At 44.9% G+C, this 20105-nt stretch carries 23 protein-coding genes; 12 read left to right on the top strand and 11 right to left on the bottom strand.

Features of this window, described 5'->3' with window-relative positions; all coding sequences use genetic code 11:
- Nucleotides 1-11 precede the first annotated feature (11 nt).
- The 5 genes from V1L52_RS00345 (at nt 12) to V1L52_RS00325 (ending at nt 6126) form a co-directional block, all read left to right on the top strand.
- Nucleotides 12-548 carry a tripartite tricarboxylate transporter TctB family protein gene (locus V1L52_RS00345; protein WP_428770308.1) on the top strand — a complete coding sequence of 179 codons (537 nt, stop codon included), beginning with the start codon at nt 12-14 and terminating at the stop codon, nt 546-548.
- Nucleotides 549-563: 15 nt separating this feature from the next.
- The gene (locus V1L52_RS00340; protein WP_428770307.1) at nt 564-2063 is read left to right on the top strand and encodes a tripartite tricarboxylate transporter permease; all 1500 of its coding nucleotides are present in this window, start codon (nt 564-566) and stop codon (nt 2061-2063) included.
- Nucleotides 2056-3426: a sulfatase-like hydrolase/transferase gene (locus V1L52_RS00335; protein WP_428770306.1), complete on the top strand. Its 1371-nt coding sequence runs from the start codon at nt 2056-2058 to the stop codon at nt 3424-3426. Before V1L52_RS00340 ends, V1L52_RS00335 begins: the two co-directional genes overlap by 8 nt.
- A gap of 8 nt (nt 3427-3434) precedes the next feature.
- A complete protein-coding gene (locus V1L52_RS00330) occupies nt 3435-4541 on the top strand; it encodes a GntR family transcriptional regulator (protein ID WP_428770305.1) in 1107 nt (368 codons plus the stop codon).
- A gap of 100 nt (nt 4542-4641) precedes the next feature.
- Nucleotides 4642-6126 carry an HDOD domain-containing protein gene (locus V1L52_RS00325; RefSeq protein WP_428770304.1) on the top strand — a complete coding sequence of 495 codons (1485 nt, stop codon included), beginning with the start codon at nt 4642-4644 and terminating at the stop codon, nt 6124-6126.
- A gap of 38 nt (nt 6127-6164) precedes the next feature.
- Here V1L52_RS00325 and V1L52_RS00320 read toward each other — a convergent pair whose 3' ends face one another.
- From V1L52_RS00320 to rsmI, 4 genes are read right to left on the bottom strand one after another with little or no spacing between them, the layout of a single operon-like run.
- Complete coding sequence (locus V1L52_RS00320) at nt 6165-6989, bottom strand: TrmH family RNA methyltransferase (RefSeq protein ID WP_428770303.1); 825 nt, start codon at nt 6987-6989, stop codon at nt 6165-6167.
- A 14-nt stretch (nt 6990-7003) separates the two neighbouring features.
- Nucleotides 7004-8155, bottom strand: a complete 1152-nt coding sequence (locus V1L52_RS00315) for an iron-containing alcohol dehydrogenase (protein ID WP_428770302.1) — start codon at nt 8153-8155, stop codon at nt 7004-7006.
- 12 nt (nt 8156-8167) lie between these two features.
- Nucleotides 8168-8455, bottom strand: coding sequence for a flagellar biosynthesis anti-sigma factor FlgM (locus tag V1L52_RS00310; protein WP_428770301.1), 288 nt, complete (start codon nt 8453-8455; stop codon nt 8168-8170).
- Nucleotides 8445-9179, bottom strand: a complete 735-nt coding sequence (rsmI, locus tag V1L52_RS00305) for a 16S rRNA (cytidine(1402)-2'-O)-methyltransferase (RefSeq protein WP_428770300.1) — start codon at nt 9177-9179, stop codon at nt 8445-8447. The genes V1L52_RS00310 and rsmI overlap by 11 nt, the downstream gene beginning before the upstream one ends.
- 81 nt (nt 9180-9260) lie before the next feature.
- Between rsmI and V1L52_RS00300 the strand changes: the two genes are divergently transcribed.
- The gene (locus tag V1L52_RS00300) at nt 9261-9704 is read left to right on the top strand and encodes a hypothetical protein (RefSeq protein WP_428770299.1); all 444 of its coding nucleotides are present in this window, start codon (nt 9261-9263) and stop codon (nt 9702-9704) included.
- Nucleotides 9705-9713: 9 nt separating this feature from the next.
- Here the strand turns inward: V1L52_RS00300 and recR are convergent, their stop codons facing one another.
- The 3 genes from recR to dnaX are packed head-to-tail and all read right to left on the bottom strand — an operon-like array spanning nt 9714 to nt 12392.
- Nucleotides 9714-10301: a recombination mediator RecR gene (gene recR, locus V1L52_RS00295; protein ID WP_428770298.1), complete on the bottom strand. Its 588-nt coding sequence runs from the start codon at nt 10299-10301 to the stop codon at nt 9714-9716.
- A complete protein-coding gene (locus V1L52_RS00290; protein ID WP_428770297.1) occupies nt 10298-10633 on the bottom strand; it encodes a YbaB/EbfC family nucleoid-associated protein in 336 nt (111 codons plus the stop codon). The genes recR and V1L52_RS00290 overlap by 4 nt, the downstream gene beginning before the upstream one ends.
- Nucleotides 10617-12392 carry a DNA polymerase III subunit gamma/tau gene (gene dnaX, locus V1L52_RS00285; RefSeq protein WP_428770296.1) on the bottom strand — a complete coding sequence of 592 codons (1776 nt, stop codon included), beginning with the start codon at nt 12390-12392 and terminating at the stop codon, nt 10617-10619. Before dnaX ends, V1L52_RS00290 begins: the two co-directional genes overlap by 17 nt.
- Nucleotides 12393-12476: 84 nt before the next feature.
- Here dnaX and V1L52_RS00280 point away from each other — a divergent pair, with 84 nt between their 5' ends.
- Together V1L52_RS00280 and V1L52_RS00275 are read left to right on the top strand one after the other, a co-directional pair.
- Entirely contained in the window at nt 12477-13445 is a 969-nt protein-coding gene (locus V1L52_RS00280) for a DNA-methyltransferase (RefSeq protein WP_428770295.1), read from the top strand.
- A gap of 316 nt (nt 13446-13761) precedes the next feature.
- Nucleotides 13762-13914 (top strand): type II toxin-antitoxin system VapB family antitoxin, encoded by a 153-nt coding sequence (locus tag V1L52_RS00275; protein WP_428770294.1) that lies wholly within the window; start codon nt 13762-13764, stop codon nt 13912-13914.
- A gap of 480 nt (nt 13915-14394) precedes the next feature.
- On the opposite strand, the gene V1L52_RS00270 is transcribed toward V1L52_RS00275, so the two are convergent.
- Nucleotides 14395-15591 (bottom strand): hypothetical protein, encoded by a 1197-nt coding sequence (locus V1L52_RS00270; protein ID WP_428770293.1) that lies wholly within the window; start codon nt 15589-15591, stop codon nt 14395-14397.
- Between the two features lie 11 nt (nt 15592-15602).
- Nucleotides 15603-15881: a hypothetical protein gene (locus tag V1L52_RS00265; protein WP_428770292.1), complete on the bottom strand. Its 279-nt coding sequence runs from the start codon at nt 15879-15881 to the stop codon at nt 15603-15605.
- A 146-nt stretch (nt 15882-16027) separates the two neighbouring features.
- Here V1L52_RS00265 and V1L52_RS00260 point away from each other — a divergent pair, with 146 nt between their 5' ends.
- The 3 genes from V1L52_RS00260 to aroA are packed head-to-tail and all read left to right on the top strand — an operon-like array spanning nt 16028 to nt 18018.
- Nucleotides 16028-16348, top strand: a complete 321-nt coding sequence (locus tag V1L52_RS00260; RefSeq protein ID WP_428770291.1) for a helix-turn-helix domain-containing protein — start codon at nt 16028-16030, stop codon at nt 16346-16348.
- A gap of 22 nt (nt 16349-16370) precedes the next feature.
- On the top strand, nt 16371-16595 hold the full coding sequence (locus tag V1L52_RS00255) for a hypothetical protein (RefSeq protein WP_428770290.1): 225 nt from the start codon (nt 16371-16373) through the stop codon (nt 16593-16595).
- Between the two features lies 1 nt (nt 16596).
- Nucleotides 16597-18018: a 3-phosphoshikimate 1-carboxyvinyltransferase gene (gene aroA / locus V1L52_RS00250; protein WP_428770289.1), complete on the top strand. Its 1422-nt coding sequence runs from the start codon at nt 16597-16599 to the stop codon at nt 18016-18018.
- A 4-nt stretch (nt 18019-18022) separates the two neighbouring features.
- Here aroA and V1L52_RS00245 read toward each other — a convergent pair whose 3' ends face one another.
- On the bottom strand, nt 18023-18238 hold the full coding sequence (locus V1L52_RS00245; RefSeq protein ID WP_428770288.1) for a SlyX family protein: 216 nt from the start codon (nt 18236-18238) through the stop codon (nt 18023-18025).
- Entirely contained in the window at nt 18235-19266 is a 1032-nt protein-coding gene (locus V1L52_RS00240) for an alpha/beta hydrolase (RefSeq protein ID WP_428770287.1), read from the bottom strand. Before V1L52_RS00240 ends, V1L52_RS00245 begins: the two co-directional genes overlap by 4 nt.
- A 146-nt stretch (nt 19267-19412) precedes the next feature.
- Between V1L52_RS00240 and V1L52_RS00235 the strand changes: the two genes are divergently transcribed.
- Nucleotides 19413-20030, top strand: a complete 618-nt coding sequence (locus V1L52_RS00235; protein WP_428770286.1) for a GDSL-type esterase/lipase family protein — start codon at nt 19413-19415, stop codon at nt 20028-20030.
- Nucleotides 20031-20105: the final 75 nt, after the last annotated feature.

The following is a 20105-nucleotide window of genomic DNA, read 5'->3' as shown; positions in this document are numbered from 1 at the left end:
TTTTAAATTTTATGGATGGACGCTGCATGCAAAACATACAATTTTTAGATACTTTTTTTTCGTTTCTCGAAAAAATCGACGACAAACTGAGAGGCAAAAAAATAACCGTTTATCCCAATATTGCAGGAGCGCTTATTTTTATCGCTTTTTCCGTTTCGATGCTTGTGTTTATGCCGGCACAAATTAATGTTACCGAAGAAGGAAGCATTAACGCCCGAACCTTTCCCGCCCTGCTTTTGCAAATAATGTTCGTATTTTCGGTATTGCTGCTGGTAATCGAGTGTATAAAGCTGGCTTTAAAAAAGCCCTGCTCAAAGGTGGAAATAGAGCTGCTTGCACAGATAAAGGCCCTGGTTATACTCGGTTCGTTTATCCTGTATTTTGTGCTGCTTAAACCGCTCGGCTTTATAGCAAGTTCATGTATATTCAGTGTCGTCATAATGCTTTATTTCCGTGTAAAAAAACTCTACTACTATTTAATAGGAATCGGAGCCGGTATTTTTATCGGCGTATTATTTCAATACATACTGCGGGTGCGTTTACCGTAACAATAAGGAGAAGCTGTGGAATTTTTACAGGAAAGTTTTAGGCTTTTGTTTCATCTCGATAATTTTATATGGATGAACATAGGCTTATTTATCGGAGTTATTTTCGGTGCCGTCCCCGGTTTAACGGTTATTCTTGCAATCGTTTTATTTTTACCGTTTACCTATACCCTCGGTCCGATTCAGTCTTTTATGTTTTTGCTCGGCATATACTGTGCCGGAGGATACGGCGGCTCCATATCCGCAATATTGATTCATACCCCCGGAACGCCGCACGCAACGGCAACAATGCTTGACGGGTTCCCCCTAAAAGAACGCGGCGAAGCACGCAAGGCTATGAATATCGCCTTACAGGCATCGACCTTCGGCGGTCTTGTGTCGGCGATTACCCTTTTATTTTTTGCTCCCCAAGTGGCAAAGTTTGCCGAACATGTCGGAACCCCCGAATATTTTCTTGTCTGTTTATTCGGCCTTACGATAATCGCCGGCGTTTCCGGAAAAAGCCTGATTAAGGGCATTATAGCCTGCTGTCTCGGTTTATTTATCGAAACCGTCGGTATAGACCCCATGACCGGCAGCACTCGTTTTATCTTTAACAATATCAATTTGTATTCGGGTTTTAACCTCGTTATCTGCTTAATCGGATTATTCGCCTTAAGCGAAATACTGATGAAAAACAAGGATGAAAAACAGGCTCAAATAAAAGAACTGCCGAAAAGCAAGGGAAAAATTACCGCTGCCGAATACAAGCGCATGAGTCTTCCCTCGTTTATTTCCGCAATTATCGGTGTTGTTATCGGTATTATTCCCGGAACGGGAGCTTCAATGGCTTCTTTTTTCAGCTACAATGTTGCAAAAAACATTTCCAAAAAACCCGAAGAGTTCGGCAAAGGCTCCATAGAAGGTATTGCAGCTCCGGAAACGGCAAACAACGCGGTTACCGGCGCAACCCTCATTCCCCTTTTAACCCTCGGTATTCCCGGAGACGGCTGCGCGGCAATCATGATGGGAGCTTTGATGATTAACGGTTTAACCCCCGGTCCGAAGCTGTTTCAGGATCACGGTGCGGTAATGTATGCCATTATGGTAGGACTGATTTTTGTAAATATTTTTATGTTTTTACAGGGCAAGTATTTGACAGCAATGTTTGCCAAAATCATCAACATTCCGGTTCCCATTTTGACTTCCGTTATCGTGATGTTTTGTTTTGCCGGTGCATTCAGCGTCAACGCTTCAATGTTCGATATCGGAACGGCCATTGTGTTTGCCATAATTGCCTATGTATTGCAGCGCTTGGATTTTCCGACCGTTCCCGTCTTATTGGGCCTTGTCCTCGGCAGACTTACGGAAGAAAATTTCCGCAGAAGCTTAATACTTTCCGACGGAAGCTGGTCGGTTTTTGTATCCGGTCCGATGTCGATTTTCTTTATCGGATTGATTTTGCTTGTGTTGGTACTTATTTTTAATACAAAATTTCAGGATTATAAAAAAACAAAAAAAGAGGCTCAAAGTGCATAAACCGTACAACATCGTTTTTTACTTTTCGGACCAACAGCGGGCGGACACTTGCGGCTGTTACGGGCAGGAACTCGACATTACGCCGAATCTGGATAAGCTTGCCGAAGAAGGAACCCTTTTCGAGCACGCTTTTACGGCACAGCCGGTATGCGGCCCCTGCCGCGCTCTTTTTCAAACGGGACGTTATCCTACGGAAACAGGCTGCTTTACAAATGCCAAAATGCTGCCGGTAAACGTAAAAACCCTTGCAAATTACATGGAAGGAGCCGGTTACGAAACCGCTTACGTCGGAAAATGGCATTTGGCAAGTGAAGGGGAAGCCGAAAAAGTACCGACAATCGATTTTCAAACAAAGGCTGTTCCTCCCCGATACCGCGGAGGCTATACGGGCTTTTGGCGTGCTGCGGACGTGTTGGAATTTACCAGTGACGGTTACGGCGGCTATATCTTCGATGAAAACTGCAATAAAATCGACTTTCAAGGTTACCGTGCGGATTTTATAACCGACCAGGCTCTGGAATTTTTGGACGGATACAAGGGGAAAAAGCCCTTTTTTCTTACGATAAGTCAAATAGAGCCCCACCATCAAAACAATGCGCATCACTATCAGGGGCCTGATGGCTCAAAAGAAAAGTATAAAAACTTTACTCCTCCGAAAGATTTGGCAAGTCTTCCCGGCGGCGACTGGAAAGAAGAGTATCCCGATTATCTGGGAGCCTGCCGCAGCTGCGATGAAAACCTCGGCCGCCTGATTGCAAAGCTGAAAGAAAAAAATCTGTACGAAAATACGGTGATTATTTACACTTCCGACCACGGCTCACACTTCCGTACAAGAAACCGGGATGAGCATACATACGGCTATGACGATTACAAGCGTAGCTGCCACGAATCCGCTATCCATGTACCCCTTGTGATTTCAGGCGGCTCCTTTTGCCAAAAGGGAAAACGGGTAAAAGAAATCGTTTCCACCGCAAGTATTCCGAAAACCCTTGTACATCTTGCCGGTATCGATATCGGTAATCACATGATAGGAGAGCGGCTGGACAAGGTTGCATCGGGCGATATTCCGCCGGAGCGCCGCAACGAAGTTTTTGTGCAAATCTCCGAATCGCGGGTAGGCCGCTGTGTGCGAAATGAACGGTATAAGTATTCCGTTGTCGCTCCCGGCTTAAGCGGGATAACCGAAGCCGCTTCCGACTTATACATAGACGACTTTTTATATGATTTGGAAAAAGACCCCTATGAGCTTACAAATCTCATCAACGATGAATCATATAGGGAAGTTAAAATGTACATGCGCACCCGGCTTCTCGAGCATATTAAAGAAGCCGAATGCAGCGAGCCCGAAATTAGAGACAGGTAACCGGCGTTATGAGCGGAAAAAGTGTAAAATCGGAGCAAATTTACCGCTATTTAAGACAATACATAGATCAGCATAAATTCTCCGATTTGCGCAAACTTCCGAGCGAACAGTTTCTCTGCAATCGGTTTTCCGTTTGCAGGGAGACCGTGCGAAAGGCCATTAAACGCTTAATGGAAGAAGACCTTGCCTATTCCATCCAAGGCAGCGGAACCTTTTTTAATAACCGAAAAGCCGTTATGTCCGACTACACGGAAGACCGTACAAAACTGCAAATCGCCTTGGTTATACAGGGGCAGGACCGCGAGGCAAACCGGGTCTTTATTCATGCCGTACGTTCTTCACTAAAACCGTACAATGTCGAATTAAAGATATTTTTTACCGACAATAAAATCGCCAACGAGCGCAGGTGCCTGCAAGCCTGTATGAAAAATGTACACGGAATTATTATCGACGGCGTTAAAGCAAGCTTAATGAATCCGAATATAGACTGTTATGAACAGATTTATAACAAAAACATTCCCTTTATTTTTTACAACAACTATTACAGCGGAACACCCTATCCCAAAATTATAGTCGATGATCAGGCTTGTGCCGATGCTCTGGTAAAAGAACTTACCATAAAGGGACATAAAAATATTGCCGGTCTTTTTTTATACGATAACTATCAGGGCTGCAATAAATTTCAGGGCTTTGTACGGGCGGTGTTAAAATACGGCGCCGTCTTTGACGACAACTATATAAAATGGATTATTTCCGATGAATTAAACGACACGGAACAGTTAAAACATAAAATCTGGCATTTTTTAAAAACAATTCCCGATTGTACCGCCGTTGCATGCTGTAATGTTATGCTTTACAAATGCCTGACGGAAGTTTTTTCCGAAAAAGGAAAACGGATACCGAATGATTATTCCGTTGTATGTTTTGACTATTCTCATTCAAACTGGGAAACCGAAGGAATCACCTGCTCGGTTACACCGGAAGAAACAATGGGAAAGATGTGTGCAAAAATGCTGATGAAAATGATTGCCGATCCGGCCTATAAAGAAAAAAAATATTCTGAAGTGTTGGCCCCGCACATTCATTACGGAAAAAGCATCGGAACCCTTGTATAAAATTTTCCCCAAGCTTTTTTTGCGGCCTGCCGTACCGGGTTACCCTTAAAAAATCCGTCTGATCCTTGACAGTCTTACATTTTACACTATAATAGTAATTATGAGTGAAGCGACTCTGTCTACAACGAAAATTCAAAGGGCAGTTCAAGCGGGGGTACCCTTATCTATAACCACCTATACGCTCCCGCACCAAATGGAATTATATATGGCCGAAGTGCTGACAGCCTTTCTCAAAGAGCTTAATCAGGATGCCATGATAGAATACATGATTTACTGCCTGAATGAACTGACTACAAATGCAAAAAAAGCAAATACAAAGCGCGTCTATTTTAAAGAAAAGGGTCTTGATATAAACAATCCTGCCGACTATGAAAACGGAATGGTAAACTTTAAAAACGATACCCTTGAAAATATACGTTACTACTTGCAGCTGCAAAAAAATGCGGGATTATATGTTAAATTGATTTTGCAGCATTTCCGCGATAAAATTAAAATAGAAGTACGCAATAATTCCGATTTAACTCCCCACGAATATAAACGCATCCACGACAAAATTACCCGCGCCCAGCAATATTCCAGCGTTGAAGAAGCCTTTGCCGCTTCCGTTGATGCTACCGAGGGAGCGGGCTTGGGCCTTATTATCATGGTATTGATGCTGACAAAAATCGGTGCGGGCAATGACTGTGTACAGGTGTTTTGCGAAAAGGGCGAAACCGTAAGCCGCATTATCGTTCCGGTCGATAAGGAGCGCCGCCGGGAAATATCAATGCTGTCAAAAGAACTGGTAGAAGTTATAGATGCGCTTCCTCAGTTCCCCGAAAACATCGCACGAATCAATAAGCTCTTAAATGACCCCGAATTCAAGCTTTCGGATATAGCGGCGCATATAAGCAACGACGTCGCCCTAACCGCCGACCTTCTTAAGCTCGTAAACTCCGCCGCTTTTTCGCTTGCAAACCCCTGCCACAAGATTGCGGACGCCGTAAAGCTCGTCGGCGTAAACGGAATCAGAAACCTGCTCTACTCTTTGGGCTCCATTAAAAGCCTGGGGGCAGGCTCGAAAGAACAGAGGCGGCTTTGGGATCACTCATATCGGGTCGCCTTTTATGCTTATAACCTTGCACGAAGCTTTTATGCATCCCAACGCCCTATTGTCGACGATTCCTATGTATGCGGTCTGCTCCATGATATGGGAAAGGTTGTTTTTGACTCGGCTCATCCCAAATTGATTGAAAAAGTCAAACAAATGAGCGAAAACAAACCTCTGTCCTCATCCCTGGTCGAACGTTTGGCCGCAGGCTCCAACCATGCGGAGATAGGTTCCCTTATTGCCCAAAAATGGAATTTTCCCGAAGTTATATCCGAAACCATCCGCTGTCACCACGAACCGGATGCCGCGGACGAAAACGTAAAAAAACTGGTCGGTGTCGTGTACTTTGCAAATATGCTCGCCCATTACAGAGACGAAGAAATCGAATTTTACCAATTCGATCCGGATATTTTAAAAGAGTTTAAAGTTGAAAATGAAGAACAGCTGAAAAAGATATCCGAGCGTTTGGAAAAAGCCTTTAAAAAAGAAAACTGAGTTTTCCGCTTATAAAGCGAAGTCTCGTATGTTACAAGTCAGGGACGCTTTTTTAAAGCGGCCGTCCATGACTGCATCAATATACCGAAGGCAACCCCTACATTTAAAGACGCCTTTACTCCGCATACCGGAATACTGACCGTACCGTAGGATGCTTTTTTTAAAGTTTCGGGATGAATGCCCAGCTCTTCGGAACCGATAACGGCAATCCCGCGTGCGGGAAATTCGAATTGCTCAAGCGGCGTCCCTCCCGTCTCCAGAGCAAATACGGGAATTTCCGGCATTACGGCGCGAAGCTCATCCAAAGAGAGCCTCTCATGGGGTAAAAAGTCCATACAGCCCATCGCCGAGCGTATTGCACGCGGGTGCGCCGGGTCCGTACAAAAAGGAGATAAAAACAGCTTTTCGGCACCGAAGGCTTCGGCGGTACGGAAAACCGAGCCCAGGTTAAAGGGAGAGCGGATATCTTCGGCATAGACAAAAAGCCCCCTGTGAAACGGCCTTTCGCTGCAGCGGCTGTGCGGGGCTATAATCAAATCCCATTCCGCGCTCGGCGAACCGGTAATTTCAAGTAAATAATTTCGGGCCGTATTGCATACGCGCCGCTCGTCAAAAGGTTCTTCCCCTATCAGCCGTATAAGTTCGTTTCGGGCATTGCCGCTCATCTTCGGATCTTCGGCAACGATTCGGGCGATTTTTTTTATGTAGTCGGCCCTTGTGATATATTTAAAAGCGGTTTTGGAAAGCGGCTGCGTTTCATCGTTAAGCCCGGCAATATCGCGTTCCAAGGCACCGAGGGTAAGAACAAGTTTTCTGCGGCGAAAACCGCCGTGCATTTGATGAAGTTTTGAAGGGTCAATCATAAATCAAAACGGAATTAAAAAGCGCGCTTTATAATATCAAATAAATCATCTTCCGACATGGAGCGGTGAAAACTCTGTACGGCATCGGTTTTGCCCAAATCGCCCACACAGACTGCCAACTGTTCCATTGTAAGAGATAAATCGGCTAAACGCGCAGGCAAGTCGAATTCCGCCGTTTTATTCCTGACAGCTTCACTGAGCATGGCAACGGAAGCATCGCCGTCGGAAGTTTCAGCCGCAATATGCAGCAAGCGCGCAATATGCACCAAACGGTCTTTTTTGGAATCGGCGGCATCTTCAATAAGGTGGGGTAATAATATTGCTGCAATTAAAGACGGCGGCAGATTATGACGCGCACTGATAGACTGTGCCAATAAGGTTGCCACACCTCCGCTGCTTGAAGCCGTTGCCAAAGCGGCCATACATCCCCCGTCCATTGCAAACTGTTGTTTCGGTGCGGCCGAAGAAATCGAAGCCGGCATTCCGAACAGTGCATAACCTAAAAATTCGAGTGCTTTTTCGGCAATCATATCCGAAAAAAAATTCGCTTTTTGCGAAAGATAGGCGCCTCCGGCAATGCATATAGTATGCAAAACCATTGAAATAAATTGCTTGTCCGTTAAAGAAACAGGCAAATTCGGGTCATATACGGCAAGCTTACACAATCCGTTTTGAGCTTTTAAAATCTTCAGCTGTCCGGTTCTTGAGTCTACGACGGGAATTTTATCGGAAAAGATAAAGCCGTTTGAACTTGTCGTAGGTATTCCGATATAGGGAATAGGCTCGATTTCGGGCCCCGCCGCATCGATAAAATCATATATTGTGCGCTGTTCATTAAAAAAAGCCGCAACCGTCCTCGCAATTGAAGAAATACGTGTTCCGCCGACCGATATTACGCCGTGAACACAGGCATCACGGGCAAGGGTTAGGGCTTGACCGATTAATTCGGTATCCGCCGCTTCGGGAATTTCGTCGAATTTAAAATATTGAATACCGCTTTCTTTTAAAGATACTTCGATTTTTTCAACAGTACCGAAATCCGCCAAAACCGGATCGGCTATGAGCATAAAGCGTTCGCCCGATTCACGTACAAATTGTCCGATTCTGCTTGAGGTATAAGAACCTGATACGATATGCGGGGAAATCTTAAAGATAAAATCCGCCATAGACTTGTCCGATTAAAAACCGAAACTGCTCGCTATTTTATCTGCCGTTGATGAAATAACATCGGGGTTTAAATATCCCGGATCTTTTATTTTTTCGCGTACTTCAGCTACACGGTCGGCACGTACATCCGGCGTGGATGCGGCAATCTCCGATAAATAATAAGCTTCAGCCATTTCTCTGGCTTCATCGGAAATACTAATGCTGTCGTGTCCTGCACGCAGGGGCTGCTTGGACGGAGTTTTGTAAGCGTTTTGAACGTCTTTTAGAGGGTCTATTCCTCCGAGTCTGTCAATGGTCATCTTCGTCTGCCTCTCTTCTTGAGTCGAAATCTCCTTTACAAAATTGCGCCTTTTTTACTCCCGCGACAAAAACGGCGAATTCTCCCTGAATTTTACTTCGCAAACCGAATTCGTCACGCACCTGCGCGGCAGTCCCCCCTATAATTTCTTCGTGCAATTTTGTCAGCTCACGGCCGACAACTACACGGCGCTCATATTCAATATCGGCAATATCCGTCAAAAGCTTAACTATTCTGAACGGAGATTCGTACAAAACGAATGCATATCCCGTTTCCAAAAGTTCTTTTACACGGCTTTTGCGCTTACCCGGTTTTTGCGGTAAAAAACCTTCAAAAATCAGGGTTTTTCCGCCTTCACCCGCAACGCTGGTCAATGCCGTAAGGGCGGATACACCGGGAATCGGAATAACCGCATACCCCGCATTCCTCACCGTATCGGCCAAAACAGCCCCCGGATCGCTTATACCGGGCGTTCCGGCATCGCTTGCAAAGGCAACGTTTTTTCCTTCAGCCAAAAGCTTTACAATACGCTCGGCAGCTTCCTTTTCGTTTTGCGCACGGCAGGACACAAGCGGTTTTTTTATCCCGAAGTGCGTGAGCAGCTGCAGCGTATGCCGGGTGTCTTCTGCGGCGATTATATCCGCCGCGCGGAAGGTTTCCAATGCCCTATAGGTAATATCGCCTAAGTTACCGATAGGAGTTCCGACTATATACAAACCCGACACACTTTGATTATACCTTTAAAAGATTCTTCCTGCAAGTGTCAATATGGTAAAAAATCAAAAAAACGGTTATCATAGTTAAAGATGAGTATTACACGGATAATCGGTATAAGTATTGCCCTTATATCGGCGATTTTGATATTTTATGCGGCTTGGCGCTTTTTTTTGGAATATAAGCGGGCATGGGGTAAATCGGATGCACAAAAAAAAGCGGGAGAAAAAACGCCCTGCCCCCTGTGCAATTCAAAATTATTCGCTAATGAAAACCTTGTTTCGCGTGTGTATAAAACGGGTACGATTAACGACCTGCCCTGTACGATTCACGGCTGTCCGCATTGTTACCCTAAAGTCGACCCCGGCCTCAAGCGTACATGCCCCGTCTGTCATAAAGAGGTACCGTTGGAAGGACATTTGGACGCCCACCTTTTTACACGTAAAACCGGAAAAAAACACGTACATATTACCGGCTGCACGGAATGCCATAAGAAAACGGGATTGTCTAAAAAGCAGATGCCTTTAGACGGCTGAACCGGTTTTCTACAAAGCGGTGCGGCCGCGGAAACTGCGGGCAAGGGTAAGTTTGTCGGCATATTCCAAATCGCCTCCGACCGGAAGCCCCGATGCAAGACGGGTAACCTTTACACCCGCGGGGCTTAAAAGGCGGTTTACATAGAGGGCCGTTGTGTCCCCTTCTATTGTAGGAGGCGTTGCGATGATAACTTCGGTTATGCCGCCCCTTTGGATGCGCTCAATCAGCTTTGCAATGTGCAGCTGTTCGGGCCCTATACCCTCAAGAGGGGCAATCAAACCGCCCAAAACGTGAAAAAGCCCGCGGTATTCGCGCGATGATTCTATAACGTCTATATCCTGAGGCTGCTCGACCACGCATATTTGACTTCGCTCTCTTAAACGGTCGGAGCATACGGGGCAGGGATCGGTTTCGGTACAGGCTCCGCATTCCGAGCAATAATGTATGCGGCTGTGTAAACGGGCCAGCTGGGAAGCAAAACGCTCCAAAAAAGCCTGGTCCGCTTTAAGCAGGTGGTGCGCTAAACGCACGGCCGTTTTTTTTCCGATACCGGGAAGCCGCGAAAAACTGTCGGCAAGCTCGTCTATTGCGTTCATTGTCCGCCCAAAAGACCTGAAAGATTCAAGCCGGGAATATTCATACCCTGTAATACCGGCCCCATTTTTTCTTTTATAGCTTCCTGAACGCGCTTTTGCGCATCGTGTGAAGCGGATACAATAAGGTCCTGAAGCATGGGTACGTCGCGCGGATCGACGGCTATGGGGTCAATCCGTACGGCGGTAAGCTGAAAGGCTCCGTTCATCGTAACATTAACAATACCGCCGCCTGAACTTCCGACAACGGAAATATCTTTTAATTCTTCCTGTATTTTTTGTAATTCGCCCTGTATACTTTGAGCGTTTTTTAATAAATCAAAGGGATTCACCATAACTTTCTTCCTTGGACTGTCTTTTTTCGATTTTTCCCTGAACGGCATCGCAAATCATCCGTATCTGTTCGGGAATTTGTTCCCCTGCGGCCGGTTCCTGCGGAGGGGCGGCTTCTACCGAACAATTCAAAGCTTCATTCCACAAGGATGAAACCCTTTGTGTAAGAAGGGGAAGTTCGTTTTGAATCTGTTTTTGCTCAAAAACCGTTTGCACGGGTATGTGAAGTGTTCCGCCGGTTACCGTCCATTGCCCCGTACGAGAAAGGGCTGCACAGAGGGCGGCCTTTGATACGGCAAGAGAGTTTATCGTTTTTTCTTTTAATTCCGCCGCAGTCCCTGCTTTTTCGCCTTGTACAGTAACGGCGTCTTGCACTGCAGAGGCGCCTTGTGCAACAACGGCGTCTTGAGCTTGAAAGCCGACACGATTCGGCGTACCGTCTGCATTATTTTCAAAAACGGCTCCGTTTTGCCGGTCTATGGTATGAAGCCGGGGCTCCTGCACGTCGGGATGCACGGCAGCGGCGCTTTGTAAAACGGCGTCCTTACCGTATTCCGCTGCGCCCGGTACGGTCTGCCCCCTTGTATTCGCCGGGACGCCGCCTGCTAAAAGATGTGCCGCCCTATCGACGGCCTGTTTTATTTCGGCGCGCGAAATCCACAGGGCAAGAGAGCACAAGCGCTCTACAGCCAATTCCAATTCATAGCGCGGATTTAAAGAATAGCGTATATCGCGGTACAGCTGTAAAAAAAGCGAAAGCGCCTTTTCCAGTTGAGAAGGAGACCATGCGTCCAGAACCTCTTTTGAGTAGCGTTCAACCGCGTTGCCGAGCAGGGCTTCTTTTGTAATGCCCGTTTTTATAAACAAAAGGGAACGAAGATAATCGCTTATATTCGACACGCACTGCTCTATGGAAGTACCGCTTTGTAAAAGCTCATCGATAAAAATCAGGGCATCCTGCGTATTGTGCGCCGCACAAAGGCTGCACAAGGTATTTAAGCGGTCAATGCCGACAAGACCGAGCTTATCGCGGATTTTTTCGTAAGTTATGTTTCCTTCGCTGAATGCGGCAACCTGATCAAAGAGCGTATATGCATCCCGGAAGCTTCCGGTCGATTCGCGGGCAATCCAATACAGAGCTTCATCGTCGGCTTGAAGGCCCGCTTCCCGTGCAGTGTCCGCCAACAGATTTTTTATCTGTTCGACCGAACCGAGCCTGAAATGAAACTGTTGGCAGCGGCTTTTTATTGTCGCCGGAACCTTGTGCAGTTCCGTAGTTGCAAAAATAAAGATAACGTAGGGCGGCGGCTCTTCAATCGTTTTTAAAAGGGCATTAAAGGCGCTCGTCGACAACATGTGCACTTCGTCGATAATATAAATTTTGTACTTTAAAGAGTTCGGCGGAAAAAGAATTTCGTCCTTAATTTGGCGCACATCGTTTACGCTTGTGTTTGAAGCACCGTCTATTTCGATGACATCCATCGAAGAACCTTTTGAGATTTCGGTACAGGCCGAACAGCCGCCGCAGGGAGCTTGCGCTTTTTCCGAAGTACAGTTCAGCATTTTTGCCAAAATACGCGCAGTCGATGTTTTACCGCATCCGCGCGGGCCGGAAAAAAGATACGCATGGGCAATTTGTCCGTTTTCTATAGCATTTTTAAGGGTTGCCGCAACAAAGTCCTGGCCGACCAGTTCTTCAAAACGACGGGGTCTTCTTTTTGCGGCGGTTACCTCATAGGGGGCGTTTGCTTCGTAAGCCATATTGAACAGCATACCCGAAAAAGAGGGATTCCGCAATCCCCGTTTTATATAGATATTTACGCATATTTTTTATATAGTAGACATATGAAACCCGAAACGCGCGGCAAAAACAACAGAACGCTTGTATTGCATAACCGGGATGCCGAACGACTCGAAAAACGGCTCATTACGGCGGAAAACATCAGGTATGATACGGATATCGTAAACAAAACGCTCAACGGAGACCTTTTACATATGCTGCCCTATATTCCCGATAACTTTGCCGACTTGATTATCATCGACCCGCCCTATAATCTGACAAAGGATTTTAACGGAATGAAATTCAATTCACGTACCGATGAGGTATACGACGAATACCTGCAATCGTGGTTTCCCGCAGTATGCAAAAAATTAAAACCGCACGGCTCCTTATACATATGCGGGGACTGGAAAAGCACATCGTCCCTCCAAAGAGCCGTTGAAAAAGAGCTGACACTTATAAACCGAATTACCTGGCAGAGAGAAAAAGGCCGCGGTGCAAAATCAAATTGGAAAAACGGATTGGAAGATATTTGGTTTGCCGTTAAAAATCCGCATAACTACTATTTTAACGTTAACGCCGTTATGATGAAAAGAAGGGTCTTGGCCCCTTATAAGGTTGACGGAAAGCCGAAAGATTGGCAAGACGGACGGGAAGGAAAATTCAGGCTTACCTATCCGTCCAATTTTTGGGACGACATTTCAATTCCTTTTTGGTCAATGCCCGAAAACACCGACCATCCGACACAAAAGCCGGAAAAACTCTACGCCAAACTTATTTTAGCTTCTTCACGAGAAGGAGACATTGTATTCGACCCCTTTTTGGGAAGCGGTACCGCAAGCGTTACGGCAAAAAAATTGAACAGAAAATACTGCGGTATTGAGTTGAACAGGGAATATTGCTTGTGGGCGGAAAAACGTTTGGAAGCGGCAGAGTATGACAGGACAATTCAAGGTTATGCGGACGGCGTTTTTTGGGAAAGAAACACATTATATACACGGCAAAAGATATATAGAATTACAAAACCTGTTTGAATATGTAGAGGCAGATAAAGTATATATTTCCGCGTTTCCGGATAAAAAAACATTTACTCATTATGCACAAGATATTGCATAGGAGACAGAGGTATGGATTGCCGACAATCTTTCCCATATGATCCATTTCAATGGTGATAAATTTGTAGGTCCTTACAAGTAAAAAAAGCACATGGCACTCTTTTTAAATCCTGCAACGGCCCCCGTGTCCTACCTCCAACCTGCACGTTTGAGCCCTTTTTTGCCGAATTTTGTGTTAAAATTTCTCTTGATTTTTACACAATAATATGTGTAAGATATATATGGAGGTATTGTTATGGCAACAAATCTTGCAATAAATGTCGAACTGCTTGATGCCGCTTTTAAAATCGGCGGATATCGCACTAAAAAAGAAACGGTCAATACGGCACTGGAAGAATTTATAAAAAGGCGAAGACCTTATCGCCTTATTCGGAACAATAGAATATGATCCTGCTTACGATTATAAAAAGATGAGATCACGATGAAATTCGTATTAGTGTACGTCAATATGCAGTACGGCACATAATAATAATTTTTCAATCTTCACCTTGGATAAAGATTTTACAAACTACAAAAAATACGTAGATATCGAATTGACGGAGCTGCGGCAATAATAAGGGCGTTCCGGCTAAAGCCGTCGGCTATTCCGCACTTCGCTCACGCTCATCCGCTCCCGGTGCTCGCGGACTGCTTCGCAGGTTCTCCATAGCCTAACGCGGAACTGCACGTTTGAGCCATTTTTGGCCGAATTTGAGGCCAAAATGCACGTATGTTTCCGAAGACATAAAAACGGCACTTTTTTTGTTCCCGGGAACATAGTATTAAAACAGGGCAAAAAAATATTATTTGAATCTATGAAGTAACAGTCTTATTACTTCTAAAAGATAGTGTCTTTTTGTAAACCCGAAACTCATACTATAAACCGGCATTAAGGTCGGAGCAACTCATAATCTATAGAGCACCGTCCATAATATCTATATCCGCCATATTTATCATCAATCCAGTCATAGTCTAATGTAATAATAAGGTCGCCACACCATGTAAAAATTCTTTCATTTTCGTTTACTTTATCCCATGTATAACTCCATTCAGCGGAAGATATATGATATGAAGAATGAAAGCTTGGTGAAGATTGATAAACTTTCGGCTTACCATATTTTTCTGTCAGTTCTTGTACCGACTTTTGCACAAGAGTAGAAACTTCTTTATCAAATTCCAGATCCGATTTATGTTTTAAAATATGAAACAATTTATCGTCTTTAAAAGCAAAGTTTACATAATCAAAACCGCCCAATCCGTCTACAAGAAATTCTGTGTGGTTATCTTCATAAATAACTCGTGCATTTGGGTATTGTATAAGCAAGTCCTCCGGCGTTGAGCGAAAAGTTATACCTCCGACATCTATAGAGTCAACAGTAAGTGCAGGATTGGAAAATTCCGGTTCTGTTGTTTCTTCGGCTTTTGGTTTTGTTGAAACAGAATCTTCTCGAGTAAAGCGGTCCCCAAACGCCAGATATAGAGTTTTGTCGTTTTCAGAGAAAAATCCGAACGTATACGGAAAATCATTTTCTATAGAAGAACAGATTATAAAGTTTTGAGTTCCTTCTTCTGATAAAACAATACCGTCATTTTTCCATTCACCATAATTCATAAAAATATCAAAGGATTTATCGGCATTAAATCGCACCTTGAAGAGGTCCTCATTGTCCAAACCATTTATATATGTATAATATATATCACCAGTTACAGCATGTGAATTTTTTTCCGATTCTTCTTTTGAGAAGATAAACCCTGCCCCCATATACAAAGTCTTTGCATCTTTGGATAAAAATCCAAGTAATATTATCCCCTCTCCTCCAATACCAAGTGATTCAAAGAATTCAGGATTGTCTGATCGATGAACAATAAAATTTAAATTGTTTTTATCCGGTATCACAGGACTGATATGTTTCCATTCATCATCCGTAAAAACATCAAGGGATTTATCGGAATTAAATCGTACCTTGCTAATAAAGGACTCTGATTCATTGATATATGTATATCCGATTATCGAATCTTCATTGCAGTTTGCAATAAAGGGTATTACAAGACTGATCAAAAATACCGATAAACCCCTCTTTTTCATTTTGATTTCTCCTATTCATCCTTTTCATACGGCTCTTTACTTTCTGCAAAAAACTTCAATATGTTTTCAAGAGCCTGCTCTTCCGTGGCAAAAGACATACTTCTCGGCTGCCAACTATGGCTTGCACTGTGAGTCGGTTTTCTTGTATAGTTTGCCTCTGCTTTGAATCGTCCGTTTTCCATACGAATTCGTATTTCAAAATCATTCGGCGCTCCGTTTCCCGAAATCTTATAACAGGATTCCGTTCCCGTTTGCTCAACAGTAAAATTGTGAATATTTTTGATACTCATATTCTTCCCCCTTTTATACGATTGCTTTGAATCGTATAATTTGTATTTCATTACTGTTTGTAATGAGCAATAATAGCTTATAGTTATAATAATACATAACATACTGCTTATAGTCAATACTAGCTTCAAGCAATATTCTTTATATAATGAATAGAAGTCCAATCGATACCGTTGTTAGAGAAAATATAAAATCCTTGCGGAAGGCTCTTGGCTGGAGTCAGGAACTGTTGGCTGAAAAAACGGGTGTTTCCGCTCCGTATATCACACAAATAGAGGTGGGCAAACGTAAACCGTCTCTCGATATTGTCGAAAAACTGGCTTTAGCACTTGGAGTCGAATATAAGGTCCTTTTTGAACCGCTCAATTCAACCGACATCCCCGTTTCAAGCGGCTTTTCAAAACATATGCTGGAGGCGAAGTTAATTTCCGCCGTTACAAAAACTATTCAAAACGAATTTAAGTCATAAATCTTATTGTATAAAAACCTTCTTGATTTTTACACAATACAATGTTATATATGTGGGTACCGTTATGATAACAAATCTTAAAATAAATGAAAAAGAGTTTTATACTGCACAATTATCGGAGCTGGAGAATTCACAGTATTTTAAAAACTATCTGAAAAATCAACCAAAAGAAGATATATTGAATAACTTTGATTTTGTGATGTCAAAGATAAAAGCAAAAGAAGTCGAAGATTGGGATTCGGTGTAATATGAACATTCGCGTGCAAAGAGCAAAGCCGGAAGGAATAATACCGATTCCCGGTTCAAAAAGCCATACGATCCGCGCGGTAATCCTCGCCGCAGTCGCTGAGGGAAGCTCCGAAATTGCAAATCCTCTTGAAGGTGAAGACTGCATTTCCGCCCTGAAAGCGGTTGAACTTATCGGCGCGCAAACCGAACAAAAACCGGGCTTATGGAAAATCCGGGGAGCGGGAAGCGCCTTTCATCTTCCTTCAAAAGAGGTGGATGTCGGAAACTCGGGTTCGGTTTTGTATTTTTTAAGCCCGATTGCGGCGGTGCGTAAAGGACGCTGCGTTTTTACGGGAGACGAGTCGATTCAAAGCCGTCCCGTAGGTCATTTAATCGATGCTCTTGGGCAAGCCGGAGCAAAGGCGTACACCGCAAAACCGGGCGGCTCAACTCCTCCGCTTTTTATAGAAGGCCCGATACGCTCATCGCGCATTTGTACGGACGGAAGGCTTTCCCAATACATAAGCGGTTTTATGATGGCCGCTCCCTTTTTGGACGGTACGACCGAAATCGAATTGTCAAACCCGAAAGAAACGCCCTATCTTACGATGACCCGGTCCTGGCTCGCAAAACTCGGCGTAAAAGCCGATGTAAGCGCGGACTTTAAACACATATCGGTTACGGGGCCGCAATCGTGGCAGGGCTTTAAAACGCTTATCCCCTCGGATTGGGAAGCGGCGGCCTTTCCCCTTATCGCAGCTCTTATAAGCGGCGGAAGCTTAACCGTAGAAAATGTCGACCTTTCAGGCTCTCAGTGCGACGGAATCATTGTGCCGATTTTAAAATCCTTAGGAGCCGATATAGTTCTTGACAAAGCGGCCGCAGCTTTGACCGTCCGCGGCGGGAGACGCTTGGCGGTACATTCGCAAAAAGCCGATATCGATGACTTTCTCCTCTATGCGGGAAGCCGCAATGCCGCGGATTTTGTCCGCCGTGAAAGCGAAGATACGCTGCGTATAAACTGTTCGGCATTTCCCGATGCCGTGTGCGCCCTTGCGGTAATCGCCTGCTTTACCGAGGGAACAATCATCCTCGACGATATAGGAGTGTGCCGCAGTAAAGAAACCGACCGCATAGCCCTGATGCGCCGCGAACTGAGTGCCTTGGGCGCGGACATTCAAGAAGGACGGGATTTTTTGATTATACGGGGGCATTCGCCGCTTGCACAAAACAGCTCGGAAAATCCCGCCTTTACACTGCACGGCGGAACCGCGGAAACCGAAGGAGACCACCGCGCTGCAATGTCCCTTGCCTGCTTGGGGCTGGGGCTTCCGCAAAGAGCAAGCCTTATCGTAAAAAATGCCGAATGCTGCGCCGTTTCGTTCCCCGGTTTTATAGAAGCGATGAATAAGGCGGGCGCGGGTTTCGAAAATTTAAATTAAAGCTTCAATAATGCGGGGGCCGTGTATGCGGCATGGGCGCACTGCCGTTTTCGGCAATTTCATCAAGCTTTCGGCGAAGTGCGCGGTTCTCGGCGCTTAATGCATCGATTTTTTTTTCATGTTCGAGTGCGGCCTTTTGCAATTCCTTTATAAAGTCTTCCAAATAGGCCAGCTTTATTTCAATGTTCGTACAGCGTTCAAACAAATCTTCGGCAATCACGGATTTTTTCCCCTAAAGTATAAAGTTATCGTATCCATATAGGTTTTTGTATCATAAAACCAGCTGCCTATATGGGGTGCATCCTGAATAAACACAAGCTTTTTCGGGCAGCGCGCCGCTTCGTATAATTGACGGGCCGCATCGGGAGGAACAAGGGTATCGGAACTTCCGTGAAACAAAAGCAAGGTAAAGTCCGCATGTTCGGAACAAAGCTGCAAAGTTTTTCCGGGATTGTGGCTCGTGAAAAAAAAGCCGTTTACAAAAAAATTCAAACAGGAGGCGGCAAAGGCTATGCATTTGAATAAATACCGCTGTATTAAACCCGAAGATAAAAATAAAGCCAGCTGGTGTTCCACTTGATCCGAAAAGCGGAAAAAGCCGCAGTCGGCAACAACAAGCTTGAGATTTTTCCGTTCCGCCTCAAAGTCTTTTTTAACGGCGATCAGTCCGTATGCGCTTTGTATGGCGGCCGAGGCTCCCATCGAAACACCGTGCAAAACAATGCGGATATCATCTCCGAAGCGGCCGCGCAAATACCGAAGCCAAAGAGCAATGTCCGCTCCGTCCGCCGACGTATAGCCGAGACCCGTAAACCTTCCTTCGCTTTCTCCGTGAGCCCTCATATCAATACTTAAAACCGAAAAACCGCAGTTATAATAGGCTTGCGATAAATAGGTCATGCCGCGCGCGGAATCGGAAAAGCCGTGAACCAGCACCGCAAAATCTTTCGGTTTTTTTTGCAGCCGAAGTTCCGCAGACAGGCCCAGGGGCGCAAGGGGAAGGCGGAACAGTCTCCTTGAAGCCGACAAAATCGATACTTTTTCAAAAGAACGCTCGTCTCTGTTATTTTTTGCTTCCAAAAGGGGAGTAATAACTTTTTCGTCTTTTACGTGGGCCGCATTATCGACAAAGGAGCGGGCGCTGTATACCGATCTTATGCATAAAAAGCGGAATAAGACAAAACCGCCGGCAAAAGAAAAGATAACAAAACCGGCCGCTGCGAGAACAATTACAGATATATAAAGCATAGCGAATTATATACGATAAAACCGAAAGAGAACAGGGGGCACAGGTATCCGGATGCATGGACAGCGTCATAAAACAATGATATAATCGCACCGTTCTGTAAATAACTTAACAAAGGGGCTTGTTTTGCGGCTCTAAAGGGGTAATAATGAAAACGATTTTGTGTTACGGCGATTCGAATACATGGGGCTTTAATGCCGCAACGGGCGGCAGATTCGATTACAGCCTCCGATGGCCGACCCGCCTAGCTTCCCTTCTCGGCACGGAATTCCGCATTATAGATGAAGGTTTATGCGGCAGAACAACGGTTTTCGACGACCCGCTTACATACGGCTTAAACGGCTTAAGTACCTTGGAGCCGATTATAAAAAGTCACATACCCATTGATTTAACCGTGATTATGCTCGGCACAAACGACTGCAAGGGCTACTTCGGTGCGACCGCCCGTAACATCGGAGAAGGAATGCGCCGTCTGGTTACGCAGGCACGGTTTTTGGATGCGGGAAAAATCCTTATTGTTACGCCGATACATATAGACCCGCTTATTTATAAAACCGAGACCGCAGACATTATGGGAGAGAGCTGCAGCGAAAAATCAATGCGCCTCAACGAGTATTATAAAAAAGTTTCAGCCGACTTAAACGTCTATCACATGGATGCAAACGAAGCGGCCCGCGCAAATAAAATCGACTATATGCATTTTGATGAAAAAAGTTTGGAACCCTTTGCCCAAGCCTTAGCCGAAAAAATCAAAACAATCCTGTAAAACCGATTATCCGGCATAAAGAGAATATAAAAAAACCGGCCTTTCGAACCTGTCGGGGTACGATGAGCCGGTTTT

This window comes from Treponema sp. HNW (genome assembly GCF_050320395.1).
Lineage (GTDB): Bacteria > Spirochaetota > Spirochaetia > Treponematales > Treponemataceae > Treponema_C.
Note: the sequence above shows the minus strand (reverse complement) of the source record. Positions and strands in the feature narration are given on the sequence as shown.

What these genes read in the sequence shown, in the direction of transcription:
- V1L52_RS00345 (WP_428770308.1), top strand. Translation starts at nt 12, where the DNA reads ATGGATGGACGCTGCATGCAAAACATACAATTTTTAGATACTTTTTTT.
- V1L52_RS00330 (WP_428770305.1), top strand. Translation starts at nt 3,435, where the DNA reads ATGAGCGGAAAAAGTGTAAAATCGGAGCAAATTTACCGCTATTTAAGA.
- V1L52_RS00325 (WP_428770304.1), top strand. Translation starts at nt 4,642, where the DNA reads ATGAGTGAAGCGACTCTGTCTACAACGAAAATTCAAAGGGCAGTTCAA.
- V1L52_RS00320 (WP_428770303.1), bottom strand. Translation starts at nt 6,989, where the DNA reads ATGATTGACCCTTCAAAACTTCATCAAATGCACGGCGGTTTTCGCCGC.
- V1L52_RS00315 (WP_428770302.1), bottom strand. Translation starts at nt 8,155, where the DNA reads ATGGCGGATTTTATCTTTAAGATTTCCCCGCATATCGTATCAGGTTCT.
- V1L52_RS00310 (WP_428770301.1), bottom strand. Translation starts at nt 8,455, where the DNA reads ATGACCATTGACAGACTCGGAGGAATAGACCCTCTAAAAGACGTTCAA.
- V1L52_RS00300 (WP_428770299.1), top strand. Translation starts at nt 9,261, where the DNA reads ATGAGTATTACACGGATAATCGGTATAAGTATTGCCCTTATATCGGCG.
- recR (WP_428770298.1), bottom strand. Translation starts at nt 10,301, where the DNA reads ATGAACGCAATAGACGAGCTTGCCGACAGTTTTTCGCGGCTTCCCGGT.
- V1L52_RS00290 (WP_428770297.1), bottom strand. Translation starts at nt 10,633, where the DNA reads ATGGTGAATCCCTTTGATTTATTAAAAAACGCTCAAAGTATACAGGGC.
- dnaX (WP_428770296.1), bottom strand. Translation starts at nt 12,392, where the DNA reads ATGGCTTACGAAGCAAACGCCCCCTATGAGGTAACCGCCGCAAAAAGA.
- V1L52_RS00280 (WP_428770295.1), top strand. Translation starts at nt 12,477, where the DNA reads ATGAAACCCGAAACGCGCGGCAAAAACAACAGAACGCTTGTATTGCAT.
- V1L52_RS00275 (WP_428770294.1), top strand. Translation starts at nt 13,762, where the DNA reads ATGGCAACAAATCTTGCAATAAATGTCGAACTGCTTGATGCCGCTTTT.
- V1L52_RS00270 (WP_428770293.1), bottom strand. Translation starts at nt 15,591, where the DNA reads ATGAAAAAGAGGGGTTTATCGGTATTTTTGATCAGTCTTGTAATACCC.
- V1L52_RS00265 (WP_428770292.1), bottom strand. Translation starts at nt 15,881, where the DNA reads ATGAGTATCAAAAATATTCACAATTTTACTGTTGAGCAAACGGGAACG.
- V1L52_RS00260 (WP_428770291.1), top strand. Translation starts at nt 16,028, where the DNA reads ATGAATAGAAGTCCAATCGATACCGTTGTTAGAGAAAATATAAAATCC.
- aroA (WP_428770289.1), top strand. Translation starts at nt 16,597, where the DNA reads ATGAACATTCGCGTGCAAAGAGCAAAGCCGGAAGGAATAATACCGATT.
- V1L52_RS00240 (WP_428770287.1), bottom strand. Translation starts at nt 19,266, where the DNA reads ATGCTTTATATATCTGTAATTGTTCTCGCAGCGGCCGGTTTTGTTATC.
- V1L52_RS00235 (WP_428770286.1), top strand. Translation starts at nt 19,413, where the DNA reads ATGAAAACGATTTTGTGTTACGGCGATTCGAATACATGGGGCTTTAAT.